Here is a 25583-nt window from a genome sequence, read left to right as displayed (position 1 = left end):
ACAAAGCCGTCATCGACCAAAGCCATACCCATACCACCATTAAGGAAGTATTGGACGAAATGGCAGCCGATCAAACCCTCACCAATGCCCAAAAGAAGACCCTGATTCAGCAGGTCATGAACGGCCGTTGGTTCAGCTCCCAAATGGATGCCCGGTTCAAGAATATGAAATAAGGAAAGCGAATTGCATAAGGAAACAAAATGGCCCCTGGCGTGCTGCTGGGGGCCTAATTTATGCAAGAAGAACTTTTCTCGTCAGCAGGGCTTTTGTCTGAACTAGCTTCCAAGTGAGTGTTAACGAGCGTTAACGAGTGTTGGCGAGCGTTAGAAAACGTATTGGCAGTGAAAAAATGGCGGTATAGGTGATGTTTTGCTTGTGAAGGATGAGTGTTACAGAGGCTACGATCTTTATGTTTTAAAAAGCAACGCAAATTTTTTTGTAGAAAAATGCAGTGCGTCCTTTTTAAAAATACAAATGTATTGAAATGAAGAAACTTTTCCGTGAATGTCCCGAAATTTCATTTTGGCAACCAACTGACAACCCAAGTTAAGTTAATATAAGTCAAGTTAATATAATATAATTTAAAAAACCTAAAAGCTTGGTGCTTTATATTTACATAGCACTAAGTAGCTATAGAACTAGGGCTTTTAAGCGCTATATTGCTTTTATACCCTACAGACTGCTACAGCCAAGGTGGATTACACGGGAAAGCTCTTGAACAGGATCTGCCTGTCCTGTGTCGCACTGAACAGGCTGGTCCGGAACCGGGTTCTAGCTGCTATTTTGCAGACCAAGAACGAAAATCTCACCAAATTTCGCTTTTAAAGGGCGAAAAGAGTGAAACATAACCTCCGTATGGACTGTATGCAAAATGCCACTTCTGAGCCGATTTTGGGCCTAATAGGGCTATTTGTACTTTTAGGATATACCCCCATGTTTATATTTTCCTGAATTTTATTATAGCAATAGGTCCCATGCACCGGAGAAATCATTCCGTTTACTTGCAATGTACAAGAGTATAACACAAAGCGCTTTTTGCCGATCTGAGAAAAGCTGGGCCCAAATCAAGGCAGCTGGGAGAAGGTAATTCAAAGAGCTGAAACAGCCGAGAAAACCAGACGCAGTCAATGCTTATGCGGGAAAAGCCAATACTTGAAAAGTGACAATGATAAATGCAGAAATGAATAAATTGTGATGCAAAGTGCACTGTACAAGGAATGAATTTCACTGCGCGCTTTTGACAATTGTGATTATATCATTAGCCTGCAAAATTGCAAAGTATGTCGAAAAATAAAATGGGGTAGGGCTTGAGGGACCAAAAGTTCTTACCTTCTTACCTTTTTTGCAAGGTAAGAACTTTTGGGGGGTTTGCCTGCGACCGCAATGCTTTCAGGAAGCGTTCTAGTCACCACTGGTCGACTGCTGGCAACAGGCTATTGCGGAGAATTAAATAGTGTATTGTTCTGCTGTGCTTTCCCTATTGCCGCTTTGCGGCATTTCAGCGGTTCGCCGTTCACCAGTCAGTTTCGCTCTTTGCAATCAGAAACTTTCTCCGTCAGCCTGGCGGCTGCCACCTCCTTCAAGCTGGTATGCTATGAATAAAGTAGACTGGCATATAGTTAAACCTCCTGGATTCGTTGAAAGGAGAGTATGTAAAATGTCTATATCGAAAGTCAGTGCAGAGGATAAATTAAAGGCTGTCAAAGCTGTTCTTGCTCATGAAGAAGCACCAATGGTTTCTGCAAAAAGGTTAGGGGTTCACTGGAAAGCAGTACAGTATTGGGTAGATGAATATATAGGAAATGGTCCTGAGGTATTTAACAAAAGACAGGTTAAAAGTTATTCTGCTGATCTTAAGATCCAATGCGTAGAGGAATATCTTAAGGGCGAAACGACTATGTCCCAGCTGGTACAAAAATACGGATTAAAAAGTTCTCGTCAAATCAGAGACTGGTTAAAGAAGTATAATAGTCATGAGGAACTAAAAAGTTCGGGTACTGGAGGTGCCAAGATCATGACTAAAGCTAGACAAACGACCTTTGACGAGCGCGTTGAAATCGTAAAATACTGCATTGAAAACGGGAATGCTTACCATGAAACCGCTGAAAAGTTTAAGGTTTCCTACCAGCAAGTCAGAAATTACGTCTTAAAATATAATAAGTACAATACCGAAGGACTCATAGATGGGCGCGGACACAGGAAGCCAGTAGAAGTCCCTGAAGAAGCCCCTACAGAATATGAGTGTATGAAAGCTGAACTCAAACTGGCTAATGCAAAACTCAAAGCCAAGGATATGGAGATTGATTTCCTAAAAAAACTCGATATTGTGGAAAGGAGGCGGGATTCACACAAATAAGATATGGAGCCATTTATGAAGCCATTAAAGAACTGCACGCTGAAAAGAATTACCCTATTCTTGGCCTGTGCAAATTGGGAAAAGTGTCCCGGGCCGGCTACTACAAATGGCTTCATAGAGAGCCTTCAGCACGCGAAATTGACGACAAGGAAATTGCTAAAAGAATAGAAGAGATATACAAGGCTGACCCAGCTAAAGGGTACAGACGAATAGCTGATGACTTACGAGCCCCAAATAAGAAGATCTATCCTGACACGAAACCAATAGCAATTGGTGACGGTCGCGTTCTTCATCTTTGTCGAGTGATAAATATAAAGTCTACGATTAAATATGCCCCTAAGGGCTGCACCCAGCGTGCAATAGATCCTGCATACATTGCAGAAAATATCTTGAATAGGGAATTTAAAGCCGATGCCCCTAACCAGAAATGGTGTACTGACGTCTCAGAATTTCACTACTATGAGGGGGTAGTTGTGCATAAGGTATATCTGAGCGCGATTATTGACCTGTATGACAGACGAATTGTTTTCTATGTGATAAGCAACCGGAACGATAAAAATTTGGTATTCAATACCTTCAATAAGGCATTGTTGAAAAACCCTGGCGCGCATCCCCTGTTTCACTCTGACCGGGGATTCCAATACACCTGCAGGGATTTCCGCAAGATGATTCTAGATGCTGGTATGACGCAGAGTATGTCACGGATAGGAAAATGCATTGATAATGGCCCGATGGAAGGCTTCTGGGGCATGCTGAAAAGAGAACGGTACTATACTCGTGACTTCGACAGCCGTAAAGCTTTGGTAACGATGATTAATAACTACATGGAGTATTACAACAGTGGCCGTTTGCAGCGGAATTTGGGCCGTTTGACCCCTATGCAAAAACATAATAGCTACCAAATGGCGGCGTAGAGGTTTATATTATTAGGAACTGTCTACTTGACGGGGAGCACACCACGCTTGAAGGAGGCATGCCAACCACGGCTGTCGCAGGGGTCGTATATTCCATTTCTCTACAGCCAAGGCCTTGAGAAATGGATACGACTCCCCCCAAGTGGGAAAGCCTGTCCCCATTTGGGGCTAGTGCTGGCCGAAAGGTAGTCCAACGTGGCTTGGTGCGGTCCGCGAACCTGAAGTGATGTGGTGCCGGGAATCCCCGCTCAGTCAGCCTGCGGCTGCCAGCTCCCCCCAGTGGTTCGCCGTGCTCCGCTCTCCTTCACTCTGCGGGTTCGGCTCACGGACAGCTATCACATAGGTCACATCCAAGAGCTTGAAAGTTTTTCAAGCTCTTGGATGTGACCGTATAAAGGGAGGAGCTTATAAATGGTCGTGCGGTCCACGGGAATGGGAGGTGACCGGGCCCGCAAAGTGGGCAGAACCATATTGCCCCTATGGGCACCTACAGTGCCATTTTCCCCTACGGGAAACGCTTGTCCCCTTTTGGGGCTAGTGCATGAAGGACGGTAGCTCAACCACGGAAAATTCATCCTGCCTGCGAAATTAGGGGCAGGATGAATTTTTGCTGTAGAAAACTCTGTAACGGATTTTTGGTCGTACGGTCAGCGGACTTTTAGCAATGGCCGAGTCCTCTGCACGGGTTGGGGTGGAATTTCAGAAAGAGCGGATTATTTACCAGTGCTGTTTTCACTTTCGCCTAAGCTGCTATAATAAAAGCAGCAATGCAAAAAAGCTCATTGGGGAAGGTTGGGTGTTTGGAATGTTGAAGCAGGGGCTTTATGAGCAGCTGATTAATCAGAAGCTGCAGAAAAAGATTCTAGAGGCCAGAAAGGCTGAGGAGCAGCGGGTGGAAACGGGGGCTGTGGATGCGGCAGAGTCTGCCAGGGTCTTGGCAGATTATGTGGCAAAGCTGGTGGAAAAGCAGCTTACGGCAGTGGCGGAGTCGGCCACTAAGGAAGAAGCGGAAGAGGAACAGGTTCGGCTGGTCAACCAGCTGCTGGAGGCCATTGGCGGGGCAGACCGGGAAAATTTGCTGCCGCTGACGTCTGAGAAAAAGGTGGATCAGCTGTTATCCGTGGTGAACACAAAGAATTCGGCTTTTGCGTTCCAAAAACGGGGCAGTTTCCCGCGGCCCAGTACGTCTTTGGCCCAGAGTTCGCTTTTCACGGGGGCAGATCATGAGCCGCCCATGTATGTGGAACTGGAAAAGGAAATTGAGTCTGCGGACCGGATTGACCTATTGGTTTCTTTTGTGAAATGGAGTGGGCTTCGGCTCATTCTTGAACCGTTAAAGAAGTTTACTGACCGAGGCGGCAAGCTGCGCATTATTACCACCTCCTATATGGGGGCTACGGATGTGAAGGCCATCGAAGAGCTTTCCAAGCTCAGCCATACGGAAATCAAAGTTTCCTATGATACAGAGCGGACCCGGCTTCACGCCAAGTCCTATATGTTTTACCGGGAAAGTGGATTTTCCACGGCGTATATTGGTTCGTCCAATCTTTCACGGGCTGCTGTTTCCAGCGGTCTGGAGTGGAATATCAAGATCACTTCCCAGGATCAGCCCCCTACCATGGAAAAAATGAAAGCCACGTTTGAAAGCTACTGGAATTCCAGTGAATTTGAGACCTATCAGGAAAAAGATAAAGAGAAACTGCAAGAAGCCATTTATCGGGAACGGAATAAGGACAAGGCCAAATACCCCGAGCAGGGCACGAATCCGTATATTCTGGAAGTCCAGCCGTATCCCTATCAACAGGCCATTTTGGATAAATTGCAGGCAGAACGGGAAATCCATCAGCGCTATAAGAACCTGTTGGTGGCAGCTACCGGAACGGGGAAGACCGTGGTGGCAGCTCTCGACTTTCGGCGTTTCTGTCAGCAGTTTAGGCAGGACAGAAAGCCCAGACTGCTGTTTGTGGCCCACCGGGAAGAATTGCTGCAGCAGAGCCTGGCGACCTTCCGCAGCGTTATGCGGGACCCTACTTTTGGCAGTCTTCTGGTAGGACGGGAAAACCAGCCGGAAACCATTGACCAGCTGTTTGTTTCTATTCAAAGTTTCCAGTCCAAGGATTTTACCAAGCGTGTACCGGACAAGCACTATTATGATTTCATTATCATCGATGAATTCCACCATGCGGCTGCGCCTTCTTACCAAGAGCTGCTGAGTTACTACGAGCCGAAAATCCTGCTTGGTATGACTGCTACGCCGGAACGTATGGATGGCAAAAGCGTTCTGTCATACTTTGACGGCCGTATTGCGGTAGAAATTCGTCTGCCCGACGCCATCGACCGGAAACTGCTTTGTCCTTTCCAGTACTTTGGGGTGAATGATACCACCGACCTGAGCCAAGTTCGCTGGACCCGGGGCGGCTACGATGCTGGCGAACTGTCCAACGTATATTCCATGGAGCAGTATGGTGCCAAGAAAAGAGCGGATTGGATTTTGGCGGAAACCAATCGGTACGTGACCGATTGGAACGACGTGATTGGTCTGGGGTTCTGTGTGTCCAAAGCCCATGCCCAATATATGTCGGAATTTTTCAATGACCATGGGGTGCCCGCCATGTATCTCACCAGTGATACTCCCTATGCGGAACGGACAAGGGCAGAGCAGAAGCTGGTTTCCGGGCAGGTGAAATTTATATTCGTAGTGGATCTGTACAACGAAGGTGTGGACATCAAAGAAGTCAACACCATCCTGTTCCTGCGGCCCACGGAATCTCTGACCATTTTCCTCCAGCAGCTGGGGCGCGGGCTGCGTCTCAGTGAAGGCAAAGAATGCCTTACGGTTTTGGATTTCATCGGCCAGGCCAACAAGAAGTACGACTTTGAAAAGAAATTTATGGCCCTGATGGACGGAAATCACGGAAGCCTTTCCGAAGAAATCAAAAAGGGCTTTGTCTCCGTTCCCCGCGGCTGCTATATCCACTTGGAGAAAAAAGCCACTGAACATATTCTGTCCAATATCAACGCGTCCCTGGGGGTGCAGGGCAAACTGATCCAAAGAATCAGCACCTTTGCAGAAGACAGCGGCAGACCGCTGACCTTGGACAATTTCCTGACCTACTATGATATGGATATCAAGGACTTTTATACCAAAAAGGAAACTGCCGGAGACAACGCGGCTGGCTTCTATAGACTTTGCGTGAAAGCGGACAAAGGGGAGAACTTCCAGGAGCCTCTGGAGCAGGAACTGACCAAAGCCCTAGCTAAGATCTGTGCCATTGATTCCCGAAGATGGATTAAGACTCTCCTCTCGGAGCTTTCCCCTGAGGCTGCTGTGGAAGGGGCCGCCCAAGGGGCAGAGCGCCGCCTGCTGCTGCAAATGTTCCAGTACACCATCTGGACTTCCACCAGTACCAAGAATCCGCATGATTATGGCAATCTGGACGGTGATATGGCTTCTATTAAGCAGAATCCAACCCTGTGCCGGGAAATTTGCGATATCCTGCAATACAACCTGGACCACCTGGATTTTGTGGACGAGAGCGTTGACCTGGGTTTTGTTTGCCCGCTGGACCTCCACTGCCATTACACCAAGGACCAGATTTTGGTGGCCCTGGGCCATGCGGATAAGGTCAAGTCCATGCGCCAGGGGGTCTGCTATCTGCCTGACCGGAAACTGGACTTCTTTATCAATACCCTGAACAAGGCGGATAAGGATTATTCCCCTACCACCATGTATGCGGACTACTCCATCAACGAGCACCTGTTCCACTGGCAAAGCCAGAGTACCACTTCTGAAACGTCAAAAACGGGCCAGCGGTACATCCATCACAAAGCCCTGGGCTCCAAGATTCTTCTTTTTGTCCGGGAATACAACGAAGACCAGACCGGCACGGCCCCCTTTGTCTACCTGGGCAAAGCCGAATACCGGAGCCACCAGGGCAGCAGCCCCATGAACATTATTTGGCGTCTGGAGCGGCCCATTCCGGCCAAGCTCATTCGGCAGACCGGAAAACTTTTGGCCCAATAAGGAGAAGCTATGAAAACAATTCGTGTTGTGGCGGCGGTAATCGCCGATAATCTGGAGCAGCCCATAAAAATCTTTGCCACCGAACGAGGCTATGGAGAATTCAAAGGCCAGTGGGAATTCCCCGGCGGCAAGGTGGAGACCGGAGAAACCCCAGAAGCAGCCCTGCGCCGGGAAATCCGGGAAGAACTGGAAACGGACATTGCCGTAGGACCGTATTTGGGTACGGTGGAATATGATTACCCTACTTTCCACCTGTCCATGGCCTGTTATCTCTGCCAGGTTAACGCAGGGAAATTGACCCTGCTGGAACATCTGGCGGCGCAGTGGCTTACCCGGGAACAGCTGCATACTGTGAATTGGCTGCCGGCGGATGAAATTGTGGTGGACTGGGTGGAAAAGGTTGTGAAGGGCAGCAAGTAGTGAGCGGGAAATCGGTTCGATGAAGATTTTGAGTCTTGCGGTTCCGTGTAAGAATGCGTAGAGTTAAAGCATAAAAGAACTCTTGCCTGTTAGGAAGGTTAGTTCCTTCATAGGTGTAGCAATCATGCGGGAAAATGACTTTTTGGCATTGACCAACGGTTAAACAAACGCAGGATACCTTTGCAGAAAGTACACGGCAGCACCTGGAACTGTTGGATGCCTTAGAGCAAAAGGAATTAGAACTTGCTAAGGGCTTAGTGCTAAGGTATCTGAAATGGTCCTATCAGGTGATGTTCAAGGTGTATATGGAAAATTACTAATACGATGATACAAATAATTTAACTATATGAATAAAAAGTAGTGCTAAAAAGCGTAATATAAATATATAAGTAGATTAAAAAAATAAAATATAAGACATCAGTAAAATTTCGGAGATAAAAAATTGAAGTTTTTTTACTGGGACTCTCTTTTTAATCAGACATTGCACAAGTTTTTTCTTGTGCAATGTCTGATTATTCTTGTTTTTGCTTGCAATAAATTCGTGCTACAGTATTTATATCCAAAGAGATCTGGACCGGTCCCTGAACTTTGAGAACAGAAAACATGTTTGATAGTCTGGGAGAATGTAAAATGGACGAACTTTTAAATGAAGAGGCTGCAAGCCTACAGGCGGGTGCTTATGACCTGCACGTCCACTCCTTGCCATCTGTTTTTCCACGTCTTCAAGATGGACTTGAAGTGATTCGGGATGCGGACAGGAGAGGAATGGCAGGAATATTACTAAAAAGCCACTATGAACCAACGGCACTGCGTGCATCTTTGATTAACAAGTACAGCGGGTGCAGAACACAAGCATATGGTGGTTTGGCCTTAAATTGGCCTAATGGGGGACTGAATCCCTATGCGGTAGAGAATGCCCTGAGAGCAGGGGCAAAAGTCATCTGGATGCCCACAAGGGATGCTTTGAATAGTTTGAATTTTGGGAATATGAGCGGAGACTTTTTTAAGCGGCCAGGTATATCTGTCATTGGTGAAGATGGAAAACTTAAAAAAGTAGTCTTTGAGATTATGGACATTGTGCGTGAACATAATGCCTATCTTGCTACGGGACATATCAGTCCTCAAGAATCTATTATTCTGTGCAAAGAGGGAAGAGCACGTCAAGTACCTATGATTTTGACTCATCCAGAATTTAATAGGACTAAAATTGACGGAGAAACTCAGAAAAAATTGGCAGATTTGGGCGTATTGGTAGAGAAGAACTGGTTCAATATTGTACAAAAAGCTGTTACGCCAGAAGAAATGGCAAGGAATATTCGTACGGTGGGGGTATCTCGAGTATATATTGCCACCGATCGTGGACAGCGCAATGCTCCATCTCCAGTAGAAGAATATGGGAATTTTATTAAGGAGTTGTTGAAACAGAACTTTACCATGGGCGAAATTTTTACGATGACCCATACTGTACCGAAAATGATAGTGAGCTGATTGGAGGGGAAAATGATGAAAATGAAGAAGGTTTTATTTGCGGCTATAGCAACAGCATGTCTGACTGCTTTTACTGGATGTGGAATGTTTGGACAAAAGGAGAAAAAGGATGGGCCGATTACGATTGGTATCGGTTACACCACTGCAGCAAATCCGGATGACCCATATCATATTACGGCAGAAGCATTTAAAAAATATGTGGAAGAACATACCAATGGTCGAATTATTGTTCATGAATATCCCAGCAGTCAGTTAGGCAGTGAACCGGAAATGTGGGAAGGTATGCAGATTGGGACTTGTGACGCGGCAGTTTTGACCAATGCATATGTTTCTTCTTATGTTCGTGCCAACGGAGCTTTGGATTTACCGTTTATCTTTAGCGATGTGAAGCAGGCAAGAACAATTTTGGACGGGGAATATGGCAACGCATTGCTGGATAATATGAAAAACACCGGGGTTACAGGGTTAGCTTTTTCAGAAGGTGGCTTTCGCCAACTTTGTACCCGGGACAAAGCTATCCGAAAACCAGAAGATTTAGTTGGATTAAAAATCCGCTGCATGGAAACAAAAACGTATTTGACGGCTTATGCAGCACTGGGCGTAAACGCCACTCCTATGGCCTGGGGTGAACTTCTGACAGCTCTCCAGCAAGGAACGGTAGATGGCTGTGACGCACCACTTAGTGTGCTTTATACCAATGGGTTCCCGGATATTTGCAAGTATATCGATAATGTGAACTTGTTCTATTCTCCGTTGCCTGTCTGTGTATCAACCAAAGTCTATGAAGGCCTTTCCTCTGAGGACCAAAAGGTATTGAAGGATGCAGCCGTTTATGCAGCAGCTGCTGCCCGTAAGAATAATGATGATTCTGCTGGCCGGATGGAAAAAGATTTGACGGATAAGGGCATGACTGTTATTCCTGAAAAAGAGGTGGATAGCAAAGCCTTTAGAAATGTGGCCAAAAAATGTTATGACGATATGGAATCCTATATCGGGGGAGATTGGGTAAAGAGACTGGAAAACTTGGTTGGAATTTCTTAAGACTGGTAAAACAAAGGGGTGATATTATGGAAACGTTACAGAAATTTTCAGATGATGTGAATTTGGTTGTCAGCCGTATTGGGGCTGTTTGTTTTGTGGTGCTGATCGTAGCGTGTGTAACGCAGGTGTTTTTTCGGTTTGTATTGAATCATTCTTTATCTTGGACTGAGGAATTAGCAAGGTATGCCTTTATCTGGATGCATATGATTGGAGCTTCCTTGTTGATTGGTGATAGTGGACATGCAACGGTGACCGCTATTTTGGACTTGTTGCATGGTGGTACAAGAAAAGTCGTTGATATTTTTATTGAATGTGTAATTTTATTTGACGGCATTTTGATGACTTATGCAGGTTTATATCTGGCATATGCTTCAAGAACTAATCTGAGTACGGCGCTCTCTGTGCCCATGTGGTGCATTAACTCATCCGTGTTTGTTGGCGGGTTGCTGTTGGTTCTACAGGCTGTGGCAAAAATTGCAGTCATTGTTTCGGCTAAGAATGAGGAAGGGGGAGAGCTGCAATGATTACTGTATTTGTTGTCTTGTTTGGGCTCATGCTAGTGGGTGTTCCGGTAGCATTTGCTATCATGAGCTCCGGTGTAGCATATTTAGCTATTACAGATACTAATATTGCTGTGCTGGCTCAAAGGATGGTTTATGGTTTGAACTCTTTTACCTTGTTGGCAGTACCTCTGTTCATCTTGGTTGGGAACCTTATGGATTTTGGAGGCATTTCCCGCAGATTAACTGACTGGGCCAAGAGTCTTTTGGGATGGATGCCTGGTGGCCTGGGCGTAGTAACTGTATTTAGCTGTGCTATTTTTGCAGCACTTACTGGATCTGGTCCGGCAACGGTAGCAGCCATTGGCTCCATTATGATGCCGGCTATGTTGAAGTCTGGCTATTCTAGGGAAACAAGTGCTGGGTTAGTGGCTTCAGCCGGTGCTTTAGGCCCTATTATTCCGCCCAGTATTCCTATGATTATATATGGAGTAACGATGAATCTGTCCATTCCGGCGATGTTTGTGGCGGGCGTAGTCCCGGGTTTGGTTATTGCTGGAGCATTGGCTCTGGTAAACGTAATCTTTGCTTACAGAAATCCTGAAGTATTGAAATTTGCAGGAAGTATCAAGTTTGACTTCAAATACAGCTTGAAGATGTTCTGGAAAGCACTGGGGGCTTTGGGATTGCCCGTATTGATTTTAGGAGGAATCTACGGTGGTATCTTTACGCCTACTGAATCTGCTGCCATCGGTATTGTTTATGCCTTGGTTTTGGGCTTTGCCTTGGGTGAATTGAAAATAAGAGATCTTCCAAGAATTTTGATTTCTTCCTTAAAAACCTCAACCATGGTAAACTTTATTATAGCCGCAGCATCGTTATTCTCTTGGGTTATCTCTAAGAGCCAAGTGGGCGTAGTGATTTCCAATGCGTTCATTAATATGGTAGGAGGAGATAGGAACCTCTACCTGTTTGCTTTGGTCATTATCCTGCTGATTGTAGGATGTTTGATGGATAATATTGCAGCTACATTGATTTTGGCTCCTATTCTGATTCCGGTAGGTATAAAGTTAGGTTGCAATCCCCTGCATGTTGGTATGCTGTTTTGCATCTGCTTGGTAGTAGGTTTTGTAACACCTCCTTTTGGTTATAATCTGTTTACAGCCATCTCCATTTCAGGATTGAACTTCAAACAGGTTGTTCGGGGTACTGTACCTTTTCTAATGGTAGAAATTGTTCTGCTGTTTGTTTTTGCCTATGCTCCCGGTATTATTACCTGGCTCCCGGCAATGTTGGGATTCAAATTCTAATTTCAATAAGCTTGCAAGCGGCCATTCTTTACAGAATGGCTGTTTGTATTTCTAGGAAAGAGAAAGGATTGTGATGGAATGAAAATGGGCTATGAGGTTTTTCTAACAGTATGTGAGGAGATGAGCATTACGAAAGCGGCAAAACGGCTGTTCATTACCCAGCAGGCTGCTAGTGACCATATCCGTCGATTGGAAGAGCATTATGGCCTGAAATTGTTTCATCGCAAGCCCGAATTTACCCTGACGGAGGAAGGGAAAATACTGCTGGATAATCTACAAAACATCCGAATTATGGAAAATAATATGGATCGCCTGCTGGGGCAATATGCAGCAGGAACTGTGGGTAATTTTAAGGTGGGAATCAGTACTTCTCGAGCTCCTGTTATTCTGCCTTTGGTACTTCCAGAGTTTTCTCGGCAATTTCCTTTAGTCAATATTTCGTTTGATGAAGAAGATACTCAGATTTTGGAAGAACGGTTGCGTAAAGGTGCCATTGATATTTTTATCGGTGTCAATACAACCCCCGATGACAGCTTTGAAATCCATACTGTGGCAGGTGACGAAATCATGCTTGTAGTGTCAGAAAAACTGATGAAACAGTATTTAACGGATTATCAGAATCTGATACACGAAAAAAATGTAGATTTACGGAAATTTGCGGAGGTTCCTTTTGTACTGCCGAATTTCCAAACTGGTAAAGTGAATCATGTAATTCGAGAATTTCTAAATTCGCAAAATGTAAAATTGAAGGTTAAATTCAACATCAGTGATAGTGAAACTCAGTTGGGAATTTGCACTACAGGAGAATGTGCAGCACTTTGTCCGCGGATGCTTCTCGGATATGCTAAACGGTATAATCAAAACTGCTCTAAAGAAGAACGGTTGCATATGTTTTCATTGGAAGGCTTATATGAAAAATTGCGCATAGACTTGGTGACTCATAAACATGTCATTTATCCGCCTTATGTACAATGTTTTATTGACTTGGTAGAAGAGAAAGTGGAAACAATGGAGAAAGCTGCTATTAATGCTTGAAAGATGATTTTATTTCTTCCCGCACATTTCTGTGTCCCTCGTTGTTTCCGCTCTCCTGTGCAGGTATAATAGGACTAGCAAGTTTTTATACGATTTTAGCAGCCAGGAGGGATTGGCGTGAAGATACTGGTGATTGACGCCCAAGGGGGCGGGATTGGCCGACAGTTGGTGAATGCGCTCAAGCGGGAGCTTCCGGAAGCGGAGGTAACGGCGGTGGGCACCAACAGTGCGGCCACTGGGGCCATGCTGAAGGCGGGAGCGGATATTGCGGCCACCGGGGAAAATGCGGTGGTGGTGGGCTGCCGGAAGGCGGACGTGATTGCGGGTCCCTTGGGGATTGTGATCGCGGATTCGCTCTACGGGGAGATTACGCCTGTTATGGCCCGGGCGGTGGGCCAGAGTCAGGCGGTGCGGGTGCTGATTCCTTTCAACCACTGTGACAATGTGATTGTGGGGGTGACGGATTTTTCGCCTGCCCATCTGATTCAAAGTGCCGTAGAGCAGATTAAAGCCTTGCAGTAGTGTAACCAAAAGTTGACGAATACCAAGGCTTGCGGTATAATTTTTATGTATTCTCCAGCAGGAAGCTGGGGATGGGACGCAGAAGTGTCCTGCTGTGCAGCAGTTGGAATTTCTATGATTTGTATGCTAAGAAGGCATGCGGCTTTTCAGACGAGAAGCTGTATGCCTTTTTCTGTCTTTGGGGGCGATGCTCCCAGGCGGCCAAGCAGATTTTTAGTTAGGGGAGGCTTTTATTATGGCATGTTTTATTGTTCCGATGGCAGAAGCTGTGGTAACCACGGCACTGACGCATTTGGCAAAAAGAAAAGAAGAAACCCAGGAAGAAGTAAAGGTGGTTACTGACGGCCAGCATTTTGCAGCGGTAGAAACGGTGCCCTTTTCCAAGAAACTGGGCTGGCTAAATAAAATGCTCTGGGGCGGCTCCGCCCTGCTGGCTTTTGAACATGTTTGGCACGGGGAAGTGGTGCCCTGGTTCCCGTTCCTGACGGCGGCCAGTGATCCGGCCAGCACAGCGGAAATGCTGAAGGAAATGGCGACGGTGGGCGTCACTATGGCGGCACTGATTACTTTGGTCTGGTGCGGGATGCTGCTGGTCAGCCGCGTGCTGGAACGCCGGGCTCCCAAGGCGGAGCTGGTAACGGTCAAGGAGTAAGCTATGACGCTGCTGCTTACGGTGATTGCGGCTATTATCAGCACGGTGGTCTGGTACCGGCAGGCACCTCAGGATGACATGCAGGTGAGCACCCTGTGCTGGCTGTACTGGGGCGCTTCCATCATGTGGCTGGGGGACGCTATTTTTGGGTATCTGGAGGAAGGTGCAGGGTATTTTACCCCGGCACCGGAGGCCATGCTTAACGACAGCTTTTTGGGGCTGTCGGTGGTGGCCCTGGGCCTGGTCATCTGGCTGGTGCGGCTCTTGGTGAAAGACCCCAAGGGCGTAGTTCGGGCGTCACTTTTGAAAAAATAAATCTTGTGGGGCGGCTGTGCCAAAGGCATGGCTGCCCGCTTTGCTATCTATCTTATGAGGTGAAACATGGAACTGGCTGAATTTTTTAAGGACCATCCCAAGGTGGCCCTGGCGTTTTCCGGCGGGGTGGATTCTTCCTATCTGCTGTACGCTGCCCTGCAAAATGGGGCAGATGTCCATGCCTATTACGTAAAATCCGCTTTCCAGCCCCAGTTTGAGCTGGAAGATGCGCAAAAACTAGCGAAACAGGTGGGAGCCAAGCTGACCATTATGCAGGCGAATGTGCTGGCAAATGAAACGGTCGTGGCCAATCCGAGAAACCGCTGCTACTACTGCAAGCAGGTCATCTTCACGGGCATTGGCAAACAGGCGGCCCAGGATGGGTACACCACGCTGCTAGACGGCACCAATGCCTCCGACGATGCGGCGGACCGGCCGGGGATGAAGGCTTTGCAGGAGCTGTCCGTGCTGTCCCCTCTGCGGCTGTGCGGGCTCACCAAGACGGAAATCCGGAAGCGGTCCAAGGCTGCCGGGCTCTTTACCTGGGACAAACCTTCCTACGCCTGCCTGGCCACCCGGATTCCTACTGGGGAGACCATTACGGCGGAAAAGCTGGCCCGGACGGAACAGGCGGAAAACTACCTGTTCTCCCTGGGGTTTACAGATTTTCGGGTGCGGAGTCTGGGGAATACGGCCAAGCTCCAGCTGCCGGCGAACCAGCTGGAAAAACTTTTGGCGCACCGGCAGGCCATTGTGAAGCAGCTGAAGACCCTGTACACGGACGTGCTGCTGGACCTGGAGGCCCGGCATGAGTGACGTACGGAAACTGCTCCAGGAGGTTCGGGACGGCCGAGTTTCTGTGGCAGAGGCGGAACTAAAACTAAAGGAAGCACCCTTTGCAGATATTGGCTTTGCCAAGGTGGATCTTCACCGGAAACTGCGCCAGGGGGCGGCAGAAGTGATTTACGGCGCCGGAAAAACGGCGGAGCAGATGGTGGCCATTGTCCAGGTGCTGCAGCAGCGGAGCGGGGACCCCATCCTGATTACCCGGCTTTCCCCGGAGGCGGCGGAAACCCTTGGCCGGCAGGTGCAGCTGGACTACCATGCGGACGCCCGGGTGGGCATTATCGGGGAGCTGCCCCAGCCCAGCGGCCTGGGAACCATTGTGGTGGCTACGGGCGGCACCAGCGACATTCCGGTGGCGGAAGAAGCGGCTCTCACGGCGGAGGTGCTGGGCAACCAGGTCACCCGGCTGTACGACGTGGGGGTGGCTGGCCTCCACCGGCTGCTGGCCCATTTGGACGAGATCATGGATGCCAGTGTGATTATTGCCCTGGCAGGCATGGAAGGGGCCCTGGCCAGTGTCATTGGCGGTCTGGCAGACTGTCCGGTGATTGCAGTGCCCACCAGTGTGGGCTACGGCGCGTCCTTCCACGGGCTGTCGGCACTTTTGTCCATGCTGAATTCCTGCGCCAGCGGGGTATCCGTGGTGAATATCGACAACGGCTTTGGGGCTGGGTTTCTGGCCAGCCGCATCAACCATATGGAGGCGAAACGATGAAGACAATCTATATCGACTGCGGCATGGGCGCCGCCGGGGATATGCTGACGGCGGCCCTTTTGGAACTGCTGCCGGATCCGGACAGCTTTATTGAGGAAATGAATAGCCTGGGGATTCCCAAGGTTACGATACAGAAGGAAGCCGCGGCCAAGTGCGGCATCTGCGGCACCCGCGTCACCGTCAAGGTGGACGGGGTGGAAGAAGAATCGGAAGACTGGCCCGGTGAGGCGCACCACCACGACCAGGAGCCTGAACACGAGCACCACCATGACCACGACCATGAGCATCATCACGACCATGAGCATGACCACCACCACGAGCACCATCACGGCCATGACCATGACCACGAGCACCATCACGACCATGCTCACACCCATCACCACAGCAGCCTGGCGGACATTGCCCAAATCGTAGGGGCTCTTCAGCTACCGGAAGGGGTGAAACAGGACGTCCTGGCGGTGTACCAGCTGATTGCGGAAGCGGAAAGCCATACCCATGGCATTCCCGTGACCCAGATTCACTTCCACGAAGTGGGAACCCTGGACGCTGTGGCGGATATTACCGCCGTGTGCCTGCTGATGGCCAAGCTGGCTCCGGAACAGGTCATCGTTTCCCCCATTCACGTGGGCAGCGGCCAGGTCCGCTGTGCCCATGGGATTTTGCCCGTGCCGGCTCCGGCTACGGCCTGGATTCTCCGAGACGTGCCCATGTACGGCGGCAGTATCCAGGGAGAACTGTGCACCCCTACGGGGGCCGCCCTCCTGAAGCATTTTGCCACCTGTTTTGGCTCTATGCCTGTGATGAAAACCACTGCCATTGGCTATGGTATGGGGAAGAAGGACTTCCCTGCCGCCAACTGCGTCCGGGTGCTGCTGGGAGAAACGGAAAACGCCGGGGACCAGATTGTGGAACTCCAATGCAACCTGGACGATATGACCGCCGAAGCCCTGGGTTTTGCCCAGGAACAGTTCTTTGCGGCTGGGGCGGTGGAGGTCTACACCACCCCCATCCAAATGAAAAAATCCCGGCCGGGGGTGCTGCTGTCCGTCATGTGCCAGGAAAAAGACAAGGAAAAGCTGGTGCAGCTGCTGTTCCGGCACACTACCACCCTGGGCATTCGGGAAACCACCAGCCGCCGGTATACCCTGGAACGGAGCATTCGCACGGAGCCTACGGAGTTTGGCCCGGTACACGTGAAAACCGCTTCCGGCTATGGCGTCACCCGGGAAAAGGTGGAGTATGAAGACCTGGCCCGGATTGCCAGGGAGCAGAACCTGAGTTTGGCGCAGGTAAGGGAACGGCTGGGGAAAAAGTAAAATTCTAAAATGTAATGGCTTTTGGGCTTTATCCATAAACCCAAAAGCCATTTTTATTATTTTTTGCGGCAAATTTTTAGTAAAAATTGGGGGCCGGAAGGGCCAGAGGGCGCGGGTTCCAGGGATTTGTGGACAAATTGCCGGAAAAGTCCGCATAGGGTAGTATAATAAAGTTCTAGGAAATGATTCCTTCCTGTTTCACTGGATACAAAATTGCAACTAATTTTCCAATAACTCTTTTTTATTGCAGGTATAACTTTATCCGTCTTTGTACTCTTTGACAGAAGGTTCTAAAATTACAGTAACAAAGGTTCGAGCTCTCATAGGTTTTAGTTTGTACTCTGTTCGAAAGGCGGTAAAATCATGTTTCTCGGTATTGTTGGTTTGTTAATGATTTTCTTGATTGTGTACTTGCTGATTTCCGGCAAGGCCAACGCTATGGTTATCTTCGTTGTTGTGCCTATTGTGGCAGCCCTGCTTTGCGGCTTTGCTCCTGAGGCCATCTTCGAGTTCCTGAAAAAGGGCGTTGGCACCACCATGTCCACGGCTGTGCTGTTCCTGTTCTCCATTGTATACTTCGGTATTATGAACGACGTGGGCTTGTTTGATCCTCTGATCAAATTCCTGGTAAAACGGGCTGGCAGCAACATTGTGCTGATCACCGTTGCTACCGGCGTTATCGCTACCGTAGCCCACTTGGACGGCACCACTGCCGGCACCATGCTGATCACCGTTCCCGCTATGCTGCCTCTGTATAAGAAGCTGCATATCCGCCCGGTAGTGCTGGGCTGCATCATCTCCGCAGCCATCAGTATCATGAACCTGGTTCCCTGGGGCGGTCCTACGGCCCGTACGGCTATCGTTACCAACACGGACGTAAACGCACTGTGGCAAGAACTGCTGCCCCTGCAGGGCGTAGGTATTGTGCTGGTTCTGGCTTTTGCCGCCTACCTGGGTATTATGGAAAAGAAACGCGGTGCTGGCCTGAATCCTACCGGCAAAGCTGCTGAACTGTCCGAAGAAATGGATGAAAGCGGCAATGCTGCGGATAGAGCTGCCCTGAAGCGTCCGAAACTGATCTGGTTCAACGCTCTGGTTACCATTGGCGTTATCCTGCTGATGTGCCTGACCAAGATTCCTCTGTACGGCGCTTTCATGATCGGCCTGGCTCTGGTACTGGCTGTGAACTTTAAAGGCGGCCAGGCACAGCTGAAAGCCGTTTCCTCCCATGCTGCTGCAGCCCTGTCCACCCCCATGATCCTGCTGACCACCGGTATCTTCCTGGGTATCCTGAATGGCACTAAAATGCTGACCTCCATTGCCAACATCCTGGTAGCCCTGATGCCCCAGGCAGTAGGCGCTCACCTGCCCATCGTTATCGGCGCACTGTCCGGTCCTATCGGCATGCTGTTGGGCACCGACTCCTTCTTCTTCGGCTTCATGCCGCTGGTTCTCAGCATGGGCGAACGCTTCGCGGCCAGTGCCCATGACATTGCCATGGCTATGCTGATTGGTAAGGACTTCACCATTCTGGTTACCCCCCACAACGCCACCACCTTCCTGCTGATTGGTCTCACCGGCGTGTCCATCAAAGAACATTTGAAGTTCTGCACCCCGTACCTGTGGATCCTCAGCTGGATTACCCTGGCCTGTGCAACCGTACTGGGTATTGTTCACATCTAAAAAGAGACGTTTCCTTCAGGCTGAACTGTGAGAGTTCCTATAAGGAAAAATCGAAAATGCGTAGATAGAAAGGGCGATTCGCAAGAATCGCCTTTTTTGTATGTGGGTACATACCATTTATAAAGATGCATCAATAAATATAATTCATCAATTCTTGCAAGAATATACATTGGACAGGAGAAGTCTCACCATGGGATAATAATCAAATAAACCAGAAAAATATGCATAGGAGATGATTGTATGAAAGCATCATGGTTGTTATGCGCAGCAGGGCTATCCTTGGGGACTCTGCTATGCCCGTCCAATGCAGAAATGGCCAAGCTCCAGTATGACAAGGTGGTGGACCTGTCCCATGAAATCGTGGAAAATCAAATGCCGGCTGATCCATCCCTGACCCAGCCTTCCATGAAATTCTTTTCCCGGGTGGGACAAAAAAGCGATTATAATCTGGAAACCATCAGCTATTGCCCCCACACAGGAACCCATATGGATGCCCCGTTTCACATCGACAATACCAAACATGCCATCGAAGGTTGGAAGGCCGATGTTCTCATGGGACCAGCTGTTATCATCAAAACCGGCCATCCCGGTGCCTATGTGATTTCCAAGGAAGACATCATTACCTGGGAAAAGAAAAATGGAAAAATTAAACCAGGCGATGCCGTTCTGTTCCATACCGGCCATGATGCCAATTGGAGCAAAGGCTATGATGCCTATATCAAAAACGGCTATACCACCGTATCTCCGGAAGCCGCTGAATACCTGGTGAGCAAAAAGGTTCGCTTTGTAGGAACGGAAAGCATTTCTCCCGATGGTCCGGCCCCCAATTCCCATAAAGTTCTGCTGAGCCACGAAATTCCAGTATTGGAAAATGTCTGCAATCTGGAGTCCATTAAGGGAACTCGCTGCTATACCGTAGGCACCTTTGCCAATGTGAAGGGCGGCACTGGCGTTTGGGTAAGACTTTTGGCACTGCAATAAGAAAAAATCCATAGCGGAAAAGGACTTGTGTCCCATGCTGAGAGGGGATTCACAAGTCCTTCTTTGTGCAGAAAAGCAGTGTTGGCAGCAATGGGGACTGAAAGTTTGGTTAACGATGAGTTAGGTCAGGTTTGCTATTTTGGAACAAGTATAACTCTAGATTGTTGCTTTTTTAGCAAATACAACTGTGCATTGAAAAAAAACACTGCTTTGACAGCAGTAAATTGACATCCCTGTATAAATGTGACAAAATTGAAAAAAGGACCAGGAAAAGGGGGATGGCTATGTCAATTGAAATGATCAAAAATGTGCTTACCATCAAGACCGATGCAATTTTCACCACCGCGCTGGCGGCAATTATGCTTCTAATCGGGTATTGGGTCAAAAACAACATTGCTGCGCTGCGCAAGTATTGTATTCCCGCACCTGTAGTGGGCGGCTTCCTGTTTATGTTCGTCACGTTTTTTGGGCATCAGACAGGGGCTTTTGCCTTCAAGTTTGACACTTACTACATGAGTCCCTTCATGTTGGCCTTCTTCACCACCGTAGGCTTGGGTGCCAGCCTGACCCTTTTGAAGAAAGGCGGCTTCTTGCTGATCGTCTATTGGCTGGTAGCGGGAATTGTTTCCATTTTCCAGAATATCATCGGAATTGGCTTTAGTGCATAAATCGGTGTAAGTTTACCGTCTGCACGGACTTTTTTTACCACCTTCTCGGAATTCTTTTACCACCCCACCGCACTAGTAGGCCATTAAGAGATTCAGCCAAAAGCTCTGCCGGATGGTTGAGCCGGCAGAGCTGGTTATTTAGTTTTCTTTAAAGTATAGATAAGCTTTAGCTTTGAGTTGCTTTCAGGCCATACCGTTCTCTCATTGAGATACGGCCTTCAACCATAATTACGTATGAGTTATGGATAATGCGGTCCATAATAGCATCAGACACAGGGCTTGCAGATTCGGGGTTCGAATCAATCCTGGTATACCAGCCATCTGTGCTGTACTGGGTGCAGAAAATCATAGAACGTTGGCAACGAGTTTCTACAATTTCTAATAGATCATAACTTTCCTGCGGTGTTAGGGGGCGTATAAGCCATTCATCCAAAATGAGCAAATCAACCTTTTTGTAATTGGAGGTTAGTTGTAAAATGAATTTGAACAGTTAATCAAAAAACAAAAATCCATAGTGAAGCTTCATGTTAAAATGGTTTTGCGAGAAATCATCAACAAAGGAGCAATCACTATGGATCACATCCATTCTAACACAATTGAGGACGTACGTATACCCGGCCGCCATCTTTCTTTGGAAGAACGTGGCATGATTCAAGCTCTGCATCGTCAAGGGCTTTCCCTTCGCAACATTGCTGCTGCAGTAGGATGTGCTCATACGACTGTTTTCTATGAGCTTCGGCGTGGAACGCCGGAACGAAAAAGCAAGCACGGTCGTGCCCCACAGTATATGGCAAAGCGCGGTCAGAAGGCATACGCAAAGAATCGCAAGAACTCCAGGAAGACTTGCAAAATCGATCATGACGACTGCGAATCGTTCATCCAATGGATGGTAGAACAAGTCCGCCAGGAACGTTGGTCACTGGATGCCTGCGTTGGCTATGCTAGGCGGAACAAGCTATTTACGCCGGAACAGATTCCCTGTACCAAGACGCTCTACAACATGCTTTGGGCTAATAAGCTTCCGCTGTCGCTCTTCGAAGTCCCGCGAGCCTTAAAGCATAAACACCGGCGGAAATGGGTACGTAAGAACAAGCGTATGAAGGGTCGCTCCATTGAGGAACGTCCTGCCGTCGTCAATGAAGGTACCGAAATTGGCCACTGGGAAGTGGACACGGTCGTTGGTCAGCGTGCAGGCCGTGAGGCAGTAGTCTTCACTGCTGTTGAAAAGGTTACGCGCAACTACATCGCCATCCGCATTCCTGGACGTACCTGTGCCGGCGTTGAATCCGCTCTTGCACAGTTGCAGGAGCTATATGGCGCAGAGCGCTTCAGCCAGATTTTTAAGACGATGACGGCCGATAACGGTCCTGAGTTTGAGAACTTGTCACAGTTCGAGAGTCTCGGCACCAAGATGTACTTTACACATTCGTACAGCTCGTGGGAGCGGGCTCAAAACGAACGCCACAATGGCTTGCTGAGGGATTTCATCCCAAAGGGCATGTCCATAGAGCGGTTCTCTGATGAGGATATCCTGAACATGGCAGATAGGCTGAACCAGCGCCCACGTCGTGTTTTGGGCTACCATACGCCGTCAGAGCTATTTGATGCATTCCTCGATGAAGTTTATGCTATTGAGTGTGTTTCTTGATTATAGTTGTTCAAATTCAACTTGCAATTTACCTTTTGTAATTGGACAGGCATTTCTTTAATTCACCGCCGCTTCGGGCAATATTCAACTCATCCAGCAATTCTGGCATACGAATATATCGTACTTTCTTGAATCGTCGGCAGGCAGCGTTACCAAGAGCACAGGCAATGTAGGTTTTACCATTGCCAGAAGCTCCTTCCAGAATAATATGGTGTCCCTCGTCTACAAATTTGCAGCTGGATAGGCGTAAAATCTGTGCTTTATCCAACTTTCTATCTTCGTAGTACTCAATTTCTTCTACTGCGGCAGCTGGGGCAGAAAAATTTGCATTCTTAATGAGTCGCTGTACTGTATTCGTTTGGCGTCGGTTCCATTCGGCAGTCACCATCAGTCCTAATCGTTCCTCAAAGCCAAGCTCATTAAAGGTTGAGTCTTGTAATTGGTGGGATAATTCATCCGCCATAGCGGTCATTCTCATCTTCCTAAGCATCTCTACGGTTTCCTGGTCTATCATTGGCGGCCACCTCTATCCTTACTGAAATACGAGGCACCGCGTGTAATTCCGTAGTTGTTTGCTGCGGCTGGCTTTTTCTGCGGAGCGTTTTTAACAGGTTTATCTTGGTCATTTTTTAAAATGCTGCTGACGTTACGGACGGACGGAGTGGCCTTGTAGGCGAAAATACGTCCACAAGCGTTTTCAAGCCGTACTTTCCCGTAACGTTCTTCCAATTTCCTAAGGCTGGAGCAGGCTTTGTAGCCCTGTTCTGGGGCCTTTCCGCTGGTAAGGAAATACTGCACAGTCTTTTCTGTCATGGGACCAACAGTCGTTGCCCAACGAGTGAAATCATCCGTATTGTAGGTCAGGTACCTTTGGTGTGCAAGGGGCATGTGCTCTAGGTTTACCAGCGGATCTCTCTGGACGGTCCGCAAACGACGGTGGCTGGCAACACGGCTGCCGTGGAAGAATACTTCTACAGTAGTCTTTGTCACCCGAATGTCTACCTTTTCGCCAATCAAGTTGTAAGGGACTGAATATTTGTTCTTGCCATCTGAAATAAGATAATCATTGGGAACTTTGGCTACCGACCAAACAGCAGCCTCAAAATCTGTAGGTGGCAGAGGAAGCATATATTGCTTTTCTTCTTCCATATAGGCACTGTAGCGGGAGCCTGCCATCTGCTTAAAGGGGCGGTCGTTCATTTCTTTAAGTTTTTCCGCAATAGCCTCATTCATTTCATGAAGGGAAAAGAATTTCCTTGAACGTAAGGCAGCAAGAATCCAGGTTTCAGCAAAACGCACAGAAGCTTCTGCGGAGCTTTTATCCTTAGGCCTGCGCACACGGGCTGGTACAATTGCCGTACCATAATGTTCAGCCAATTCCTGGTAACTGTGGTTTAGGATTGTTTCATACTTAGTATTAGACGTGGTTGCAGTTTTGCAATTGTCAGGAATTAGAAGCCGAGGAACACCACCATAAAACTTGAAGGCGTGGATATGGCAGTTCAGCCAGTTCTCAGTTTTCATATCGTCGCAGGCTTCTGCATAGGTATAATAACTGCACGGCAAGGTGGCAATAAAGAGATACGCTGGGCTTGTACTGCCGGTTACCGGGTCATATACGGGAAGAGTATCCCCAGCCCAGTCGACCTGCATGGCATCGCCAGGTTTATGCTGAATACGCATGGTAGCTTTGGTTACCCGAGCCCATTTTCGGTATTTCTCTGCAAATTGTGTACTCATATAAGGCGTTTTGCCAGTCTCGTAGCACTGTCTGCAATATTCTTCCCATAGAAGCGTCATCGTTACACCAGATTTTGCTAGTTCCCGATGGATGTAGGGATAGTCTGGTTCAACATAAAAAACTTTGGTCATGCTCTTTCTTGGGAATAATATTGTTTCCAATTCAGCATTAGTGATGCTGGAATCCAGCGGCCAGCTAATGCCTTGTTGGTCTGCAGCCTTGTAGACTGCACTGATGGTTGGGCGAGAAGCAACTTTGGTTAAAGCTATCCCGCGTTGAGTGCACCCCTTGCTTCGCAGCATAAGAATCTTTCGGTAATCCGTCATATGAGGACCCCCTTATACTAAAGTCACACGAGAACCGTGTGCTATCTTCAGTATGAGAGTTATTGAGCAGGGTGGCAAATACTTCCGGAAGGATGGTCAAATAACTGCGGCAGAGTGGTAAAAAAAGTCCGTGCACATGGCAAAATCGTATCGGTATATTCATTTAGCAAGCTGGTGGGGATTGAAGCTCCCTATGCACTTCTGGCCAGTGCCATTTCCATGATTGGCGGTCACGGGGCTGCTGGCGCGTATGGCAAGACCTTCGTAGAAATGGGTTATCCTGTAGCTATGGAAGTGGGGATGGCAGCAGCGACCTTTGGGCTGATTTCTGCCGTGCTGGTAGGCGGTCCTTTGGCTAGGGCCCTGATTGAAAAGTACCAATTAAAACCCGACGAATCCGAGAACTTTGATACGGACGTTCTGAACGTCAATGCCGACCAAAAGGAAAAACTGTCCTCTTTGGATATCATCAAAAATGTTACCGCCATTGTGGTGTGTATGGCCATTGGCACAATGATTTCCGGCTGGATCGGCAAGCTGATCAATATGAGCTTCCCCACCTATGTGGGTGCCATGTTCACCGCAGTAATCCTGCGTAACCTGAACGAAAGCTTCCATTTCTACAATTTCAGCTTCTCCCTGGTGGACTCTATTGGGGACGTCATGCTGAACTACTACCTGGCCATTGCCCTGATGACCCTGAAACTGTGGGAACTGGCAGGCCTTCTGGGCGGCGTACTGCTGATTGTGACTGCACAGGTCATCTTCCTGGCCGCAGCCTGCTACTTCATCATCTTCCGGGTGCTGGGCAGCAACTACGATGCAGCCGTTATGTGTGCAGGACTAATGGGGCACGGCTTGGGCGCCACCCCCTCTGCCATTGTGAACATGACCGCCGTAAAGGAAAAATACGGCATGAGCCGGAAAGCTTTTATGATTGTGCCCATTGTTGGCGCCTTTCTGGTAGATATCATCTACCAGCCCCAGACCATCGCCTTTATTAAGTTCTTTGTGCAGGCGAAATAAGAGAAATGTTGGGTGTATGAAAACTAAATAGAAATCCCATTGTTATGAGATATAAT

Annotated in this window: 21 protein-coding genes and 2 pseudogenes; 20 read left to right on the top strand and 3 right to left on the bottom strand. The window is 48.2% G+C overall.

Annotated elements, in window-relative coordinates; genetic code table 11:
- Positions 1-1594 precede the first annotated feature (1594 nt).
- From LKE88_RS08565 to LKE88_RS08480, 18 genes and pseudogenes are all read left to right on the top strand, one after another.
- Positions 1595-2356 (top strand): helix-turn-helix domain-containing protein, encoded by a 762-nt coding sequence (locus LKE88_RS08565; protein ID WP_276803368.1) that lies wholly within the window; start codon positions 1595-1597, stop codon positions 2354-2356.
- Positions 2353-3270 (top strand): IS3 family transposase, encoded by a 918-nt coding sequence (locus LKE88_RS08560; RefSeq protein ID WP_338076938.1) that lies wholly within the window; start codon positions 2353-2355, stop codon positions 3268-3270. Before LKE88_RS08565 ends, LKE88_RS08560 begins: the two co-directional genes overlap by 4 nt.
- 805 nt (positions 3271-4075) lie before the next feature.
- Complete coding sequence (locus LKE88_RS08555) at positions 4076-7294, top strand: DEAD/DEAH box helicase (RefSeq protein ID WP_231086940.1); 3219 nt, start codon at positions 4076-4078, stop codon at positions 7292-7294.
- A 9-nt stretch (positions 7295-7303) separates the two neighbouring features.
- On the top strand, positions 7304-7714 hold the full coding sequence (locus LKE88_RS08550) for a (deoxy)nucleoside triphosphate pyrophosphohydrolase (RefSeq protein ID WP_276803366.1): 411 nt from the start codon (positions 7304-7306) through the stop codon (positions 7712-7714).
- Positions 7715-8344: 630 nt separating this feature from the next.
- Positions 8345-9202: a DUF6282 family protein gene (locus LKE88_RS08545; RefSeq protein ID WP_270440697.1), complete on the top strand. Its 858-nt coding sequence runs from the start codon at positions 8345-8347 to the stop codon at positions 9200-9202.
- Positions 9203-9214: 12 nt separating this feature from the next.
- Positions 9215-10243 carry a TRAP transporter substrate-binding protein gene (locus tag LKE88_RS08540; RefSeq protein WP_270440698.1) on the top strand — a complete coding sequence of 343 codons (1029 nt, stop codon included), beginning with the start codon at positions 9215-9217 and terminating at the stop codon, positions 10241-10243.
- Positions 10244-10269: 26 nt separating this feature from the next.
- Positions 10270-10767, top strand: coding sequence for a TRAP transporter small permease (locus tag LKE88_RS08535; RefSeq protein ID WP_270440701.1), 498 nt, complete (start codon positions 10270-10272; stop codon positions 10765-10767).
- A complete protein-coding gene (locus tag LKE88_RS08530; protein WP_270440703.1) occupies positions 10764-12053 on the top strand; it encodes a TRAP transporter large permease in 1290 nt (429 codons plus the stop codon). The genes LKE88_RS08535 and LKE88_RS08530 overlap by 4 nt, the downstream gene beginning before the upstream one ends.
- 78 nt (positions 12054-12131) lie before the next feature.
- Positions 12132-13088 carry a LysR family transcriptional regulator gene (locus tag LKE88_RS08525; protein ID WP_270440706.1) on the top strand — a complete coding sequence of 319 codons (957 nt, stop codon included), beginning with the start codon at positions 12132-12134 and terminating at the stop codon, positions 13086-13088.
- A 117-nt stretch (positions 13089-13205) separates the two neighbouring features.
- On the top strand, positions 13206-13610 hold the full coding sequence (locus LKE88_RS08520; protein ID WP_270440709.1) for a DUF3842 family protein: 405 nt from the start codon (positions 13206-13208) through the stop codon (positions 13608-13610).
- Between the two features lie 235 nt (positions 13611-13845).
- Positions 13846-14262, top strand: coding sequence for a hypothetical protein (locus LKE88_RS08515; protein WP_276803362.1), 417 nt, complete (start codon positions 13846-13848; stop codon positions 14260-14262).
- 3 nt (positions 14263-14265) lie between these two features.
- Positions 14266-14577, top strand: a complete 312-nt coding sequence (locus LKE88_RS08510) for a hypothetical protein (protein WP_270440713.1) — start codon at positions 14266-14268, stop codon at positions 14575-14577.
- A 66-nt stretch (positions 14578-14643) separates the two neighbouring features.
- Positions 14644-15393 carry an ATP-dependent sacrificial sulfur transferase LarE gene (gene larE / locus LKE88_RS08505; RefSeq protein WP_276803360.1) on the top strand — a complete coding sequence of 250 codons (750 nt, stop codon included), beginning with the start codon at positions 14644-14646 and terminating at the stop codon, positions 15391-15393.
- Positions 15386-16138: a nickel pincer cofactor biosynthesis protein LarB gene (larB, locus tag LKE88_RS08500; RefSeq protein ID WP_276803358.1), complete on the top strand. Its 753-nt coding sequence runs from the start codon at positions 15386-15388 to the stop codon at positions 16136-16138. Before larE ends, larB begins: the two co-directional genes overlap by 8 nt.
- Positions 16135-17454, top strand: coding sequence for a nickel pincer cofactor biosynthesis protein LarC (larC, locus tag LKE88_RS08495; protein WP_276803356.1), 1320 nt, complete (start codon positions 16135-16137; stop codon positions 17452-17454). Before larB ends, larC begins: the two co-directional genes overlap by 4 nt.
- Before the next feature lie 363 nt (positions 17455-17817).
- Positions 17818-19137, top strand: a complete 1320-nt coding sequence (locus LKE88_RS08490) for a CitMHS family transporter (RefSeq protein ID WP_118286792.1) — start codon at positions 17818-17820, stop codon at positions 19135-19137.
- 240 nt (positions 19138-19377) lie between these two features.
- A complete protein-coding gene (locus LKE88_RS08485) occupies positions 19378-20118 on the top strand; it encodes a cyclase family protein (RefSeq protein WP_231086347.1) in 741 nt (246 codons plus the stop codon).
- 284 nt (positions 20119-20402) lie between these two features.
- Positions 20403-20780: pseudogene (locus LKE88_RS08480) on the top strand (sodium/glutamate symporter); the annotation flags it as partial.
- A gap of 172 nt (positions 20781-20952) precedes the next feature.
- On the opposite strand, the gene LKE88_RS13190 reads toward LKE88_RS08480, so the two are convergent.
- A complete protein-coding gene (locus LKE88_RS13190) occupies positions 20953-21264 on the bottom strand; it encodes an ATP-binding protein (protein WP_423767620.1) in 312 nt (103 codons plus the stop codon).
- 93 nt (positions 21265-21357) lie between these two features.
- Between LKE88_RS13190 and LKE88_RS08475 the strand changes: the two genes are divergently transcribed.
- A complete protein-coding gene (locus tag LKE88_RS08475; RefSeq protein ID WP_231087115.1) occupies positions 21358-22434 on the top strand; it encodes an IS30 family transposase in 1077 nt (358 codons plus the stop codon).
- Positions 22435-22462: 28 nt separating this feature from the next.
- Here the strand turns inward: LKE88_RS08475 and LKE88_RS08470 are convergent, their stop codons facing one another.
- Together LKE88_RS08470 and istA are read right to left on the bottom strand one after the other, a co-directional pair.
- The gene (locus LKE88_RS08470) at positions 22463-22948 is read right to left on the bottom strand and encodes an ATP-binding protein (protein WP_276803353.1); all 486 of its coding nucleotides are present in this window, start codon (positions 22946-22948) and stop codon (positions 22463-22465) included.
- Complete coding sequence (istA, locus tag LKE88_RS08465) at positions 22945-24501, bottom strand: IS21 family transposase (RefSeq protein WP_105326918.1); 1557 nt, start codon at positions 24499-24501, stop codon at positions 22945-22947. The genes LKE88_RS08470 and istA overlap by 4 nt, the downstream gene beginning before the upstream one ends.
- Positions 24502-24638: 137 nt before the next feature.
- Here istA and LKE88_RS08460 point away from each other — a divergent pair.
- Positions 24639-25527: pseudogene (locus LKE88_RS08460) on the top strand (sodium/glutamate symporter); the annotation flags it as partial.
- Positions 25528-25583: the final 56 nt, after the last annotated feature.

The organism is Acidaminococcus hominis (assembly GCF_022484025.1).
Classification (GTDB): domain Bacteria; phylum Bacillota; class Negativicutes; order Acidaminococcales; family Acidaminococcaceae; genus Acidaminococcus; species Acidaminococcus hominis.
The sequence above is the reverse complement of the archived record's forward strand: the minus strand, read 5'-3'. Positions and strand labels throughout refer to the sequence as shown.

Excerpts from the sequence above, each read along its gene's own strand:
- LKE88_RS08485 (WP_231086347.1), top strand. The coding sequence starts at position 19,378 with ATGAAAGCATCATGGTTGTTATGCGCAGCAGGGCTATCCTTGGGGACT.
- LKE88_RS08530 (WP_270440703.1), top strand. The coding sequence starts at position 10,764 with ATGATTACTGTATTTGTTGTCTTGTTTGGGCTCATGCTAGTGGGTGTT.
- LKE88_RS08550 (WP_276803366.1), top strand. The coding sequence starts at position 7,304 with ATGAAAACAATTCGTGTTGTGGCGGCGGTAATCGCCGATAATCTGGAG.
- larC (WP_276803356.1), top strand. The coding sequence starts at position 16,135 with ATGAAGACAATCTATATCGACTGCGGCATGGGCGCCGCCGGGGATATG.
- LKE88_RS08535 (WP_270440701.1), top strand. The coding sequence starts at position 10,270 with ATGGAAACGTTACAGAAATTTTCAGATGATGTGAATTTGGTTGTCAGC.
- LKE88_RS08475 (WP_231087115.1), top strand. The coding sequence starts at position 21,358 with ATGGATCACATCCATTCTAACACAATTGAGGACGTACGTATACCCGGC.
- LKE88_RS08555 (WP_231086940.1), top strand. The coding sequence starts at position 4,076 with ATGTTGAAGCAGGGGCTTTATGAGCAGCTGATTAATCAGAAGCTGCAG.
- LKE88_RS08510 (WP_270440713.1), top strand. The coding sequence starts at position 14,266 with ATGACGCTGCTGCTTACGGTGATTGCGGCTATTATCAGCACGGTGGTC.
- LKE88_RS08470 (WP_276803353.1), bottom strand. The coding sequence starts at position 22,948 with ATGATAGACCAGGAAACCGTAGAGATGCTTAGGAAGATGAGAATGACC.
- LKE88_RS08565 (WP_276803368.1), top strand. The coding sequence starts at position 1,595 with ATGAATAAAGTAGACTGGCATATAGTTAAACCTCCTGGATTCGTTGAA.
- LKE88_RS08545 (WP_270440697.1), top strand. The coding sequence starts at position 8,345 with ATGGACGAACTTTTAAATGAAGAGGCTGCAAGCCTACAGGCGGGTGCT.
- LKE88_RS08525 (WP_270440706.1), top strand. The coding sequence starts at position 12,132 with ATGAAAATGGGCTATGAGGTTTTTCTAACAGTATGTGAGGAGATGAGC.
- larE (WP_276803360.1), top strand. The coding sequence starts at position 14,644 with ATGGAACTGGCTGAATTTTTTAAGGACCATCCCAAGGTGGCCCTGGCG.
- LKE88_RS08490 (WP_118286792.1), top strand. The coding sequence starts at position 17,818 with ATGTTTCTCGGTATTGTTGGTTTGTTAATGATTTTCTTGATTGTGTAC.
- larB (WP_276803358.1), top strand. The coding sequence starts at position 15,386 with ATGAGTGACGTACGGAAACTGCTCCAGGAGGTTCGGGACGGCCGAGTT.
- LKE88_RS08540 (WP_270440698.1), top strand. The coding sequence starts at position 9,215 with ATGATGAAAATGAAGAAGGTTTTATTTGCGGCTATAGCAACAGCATGT.
- istA (WP_105326918.1), bottom strand. The coding sequence starts at position 24,501 with ATGACGGATTACCGAAAGATTCTTATGCTGCGAAGCAAGGGGTGCACT.
- LKE88_RS08515 (WP_276803362.1), top strand. The coding sequence starts at position 13,846 with ATGGCATGTTTTATTGTTCCGATGGCAGAAGCTGTGGTAACCACGGCA.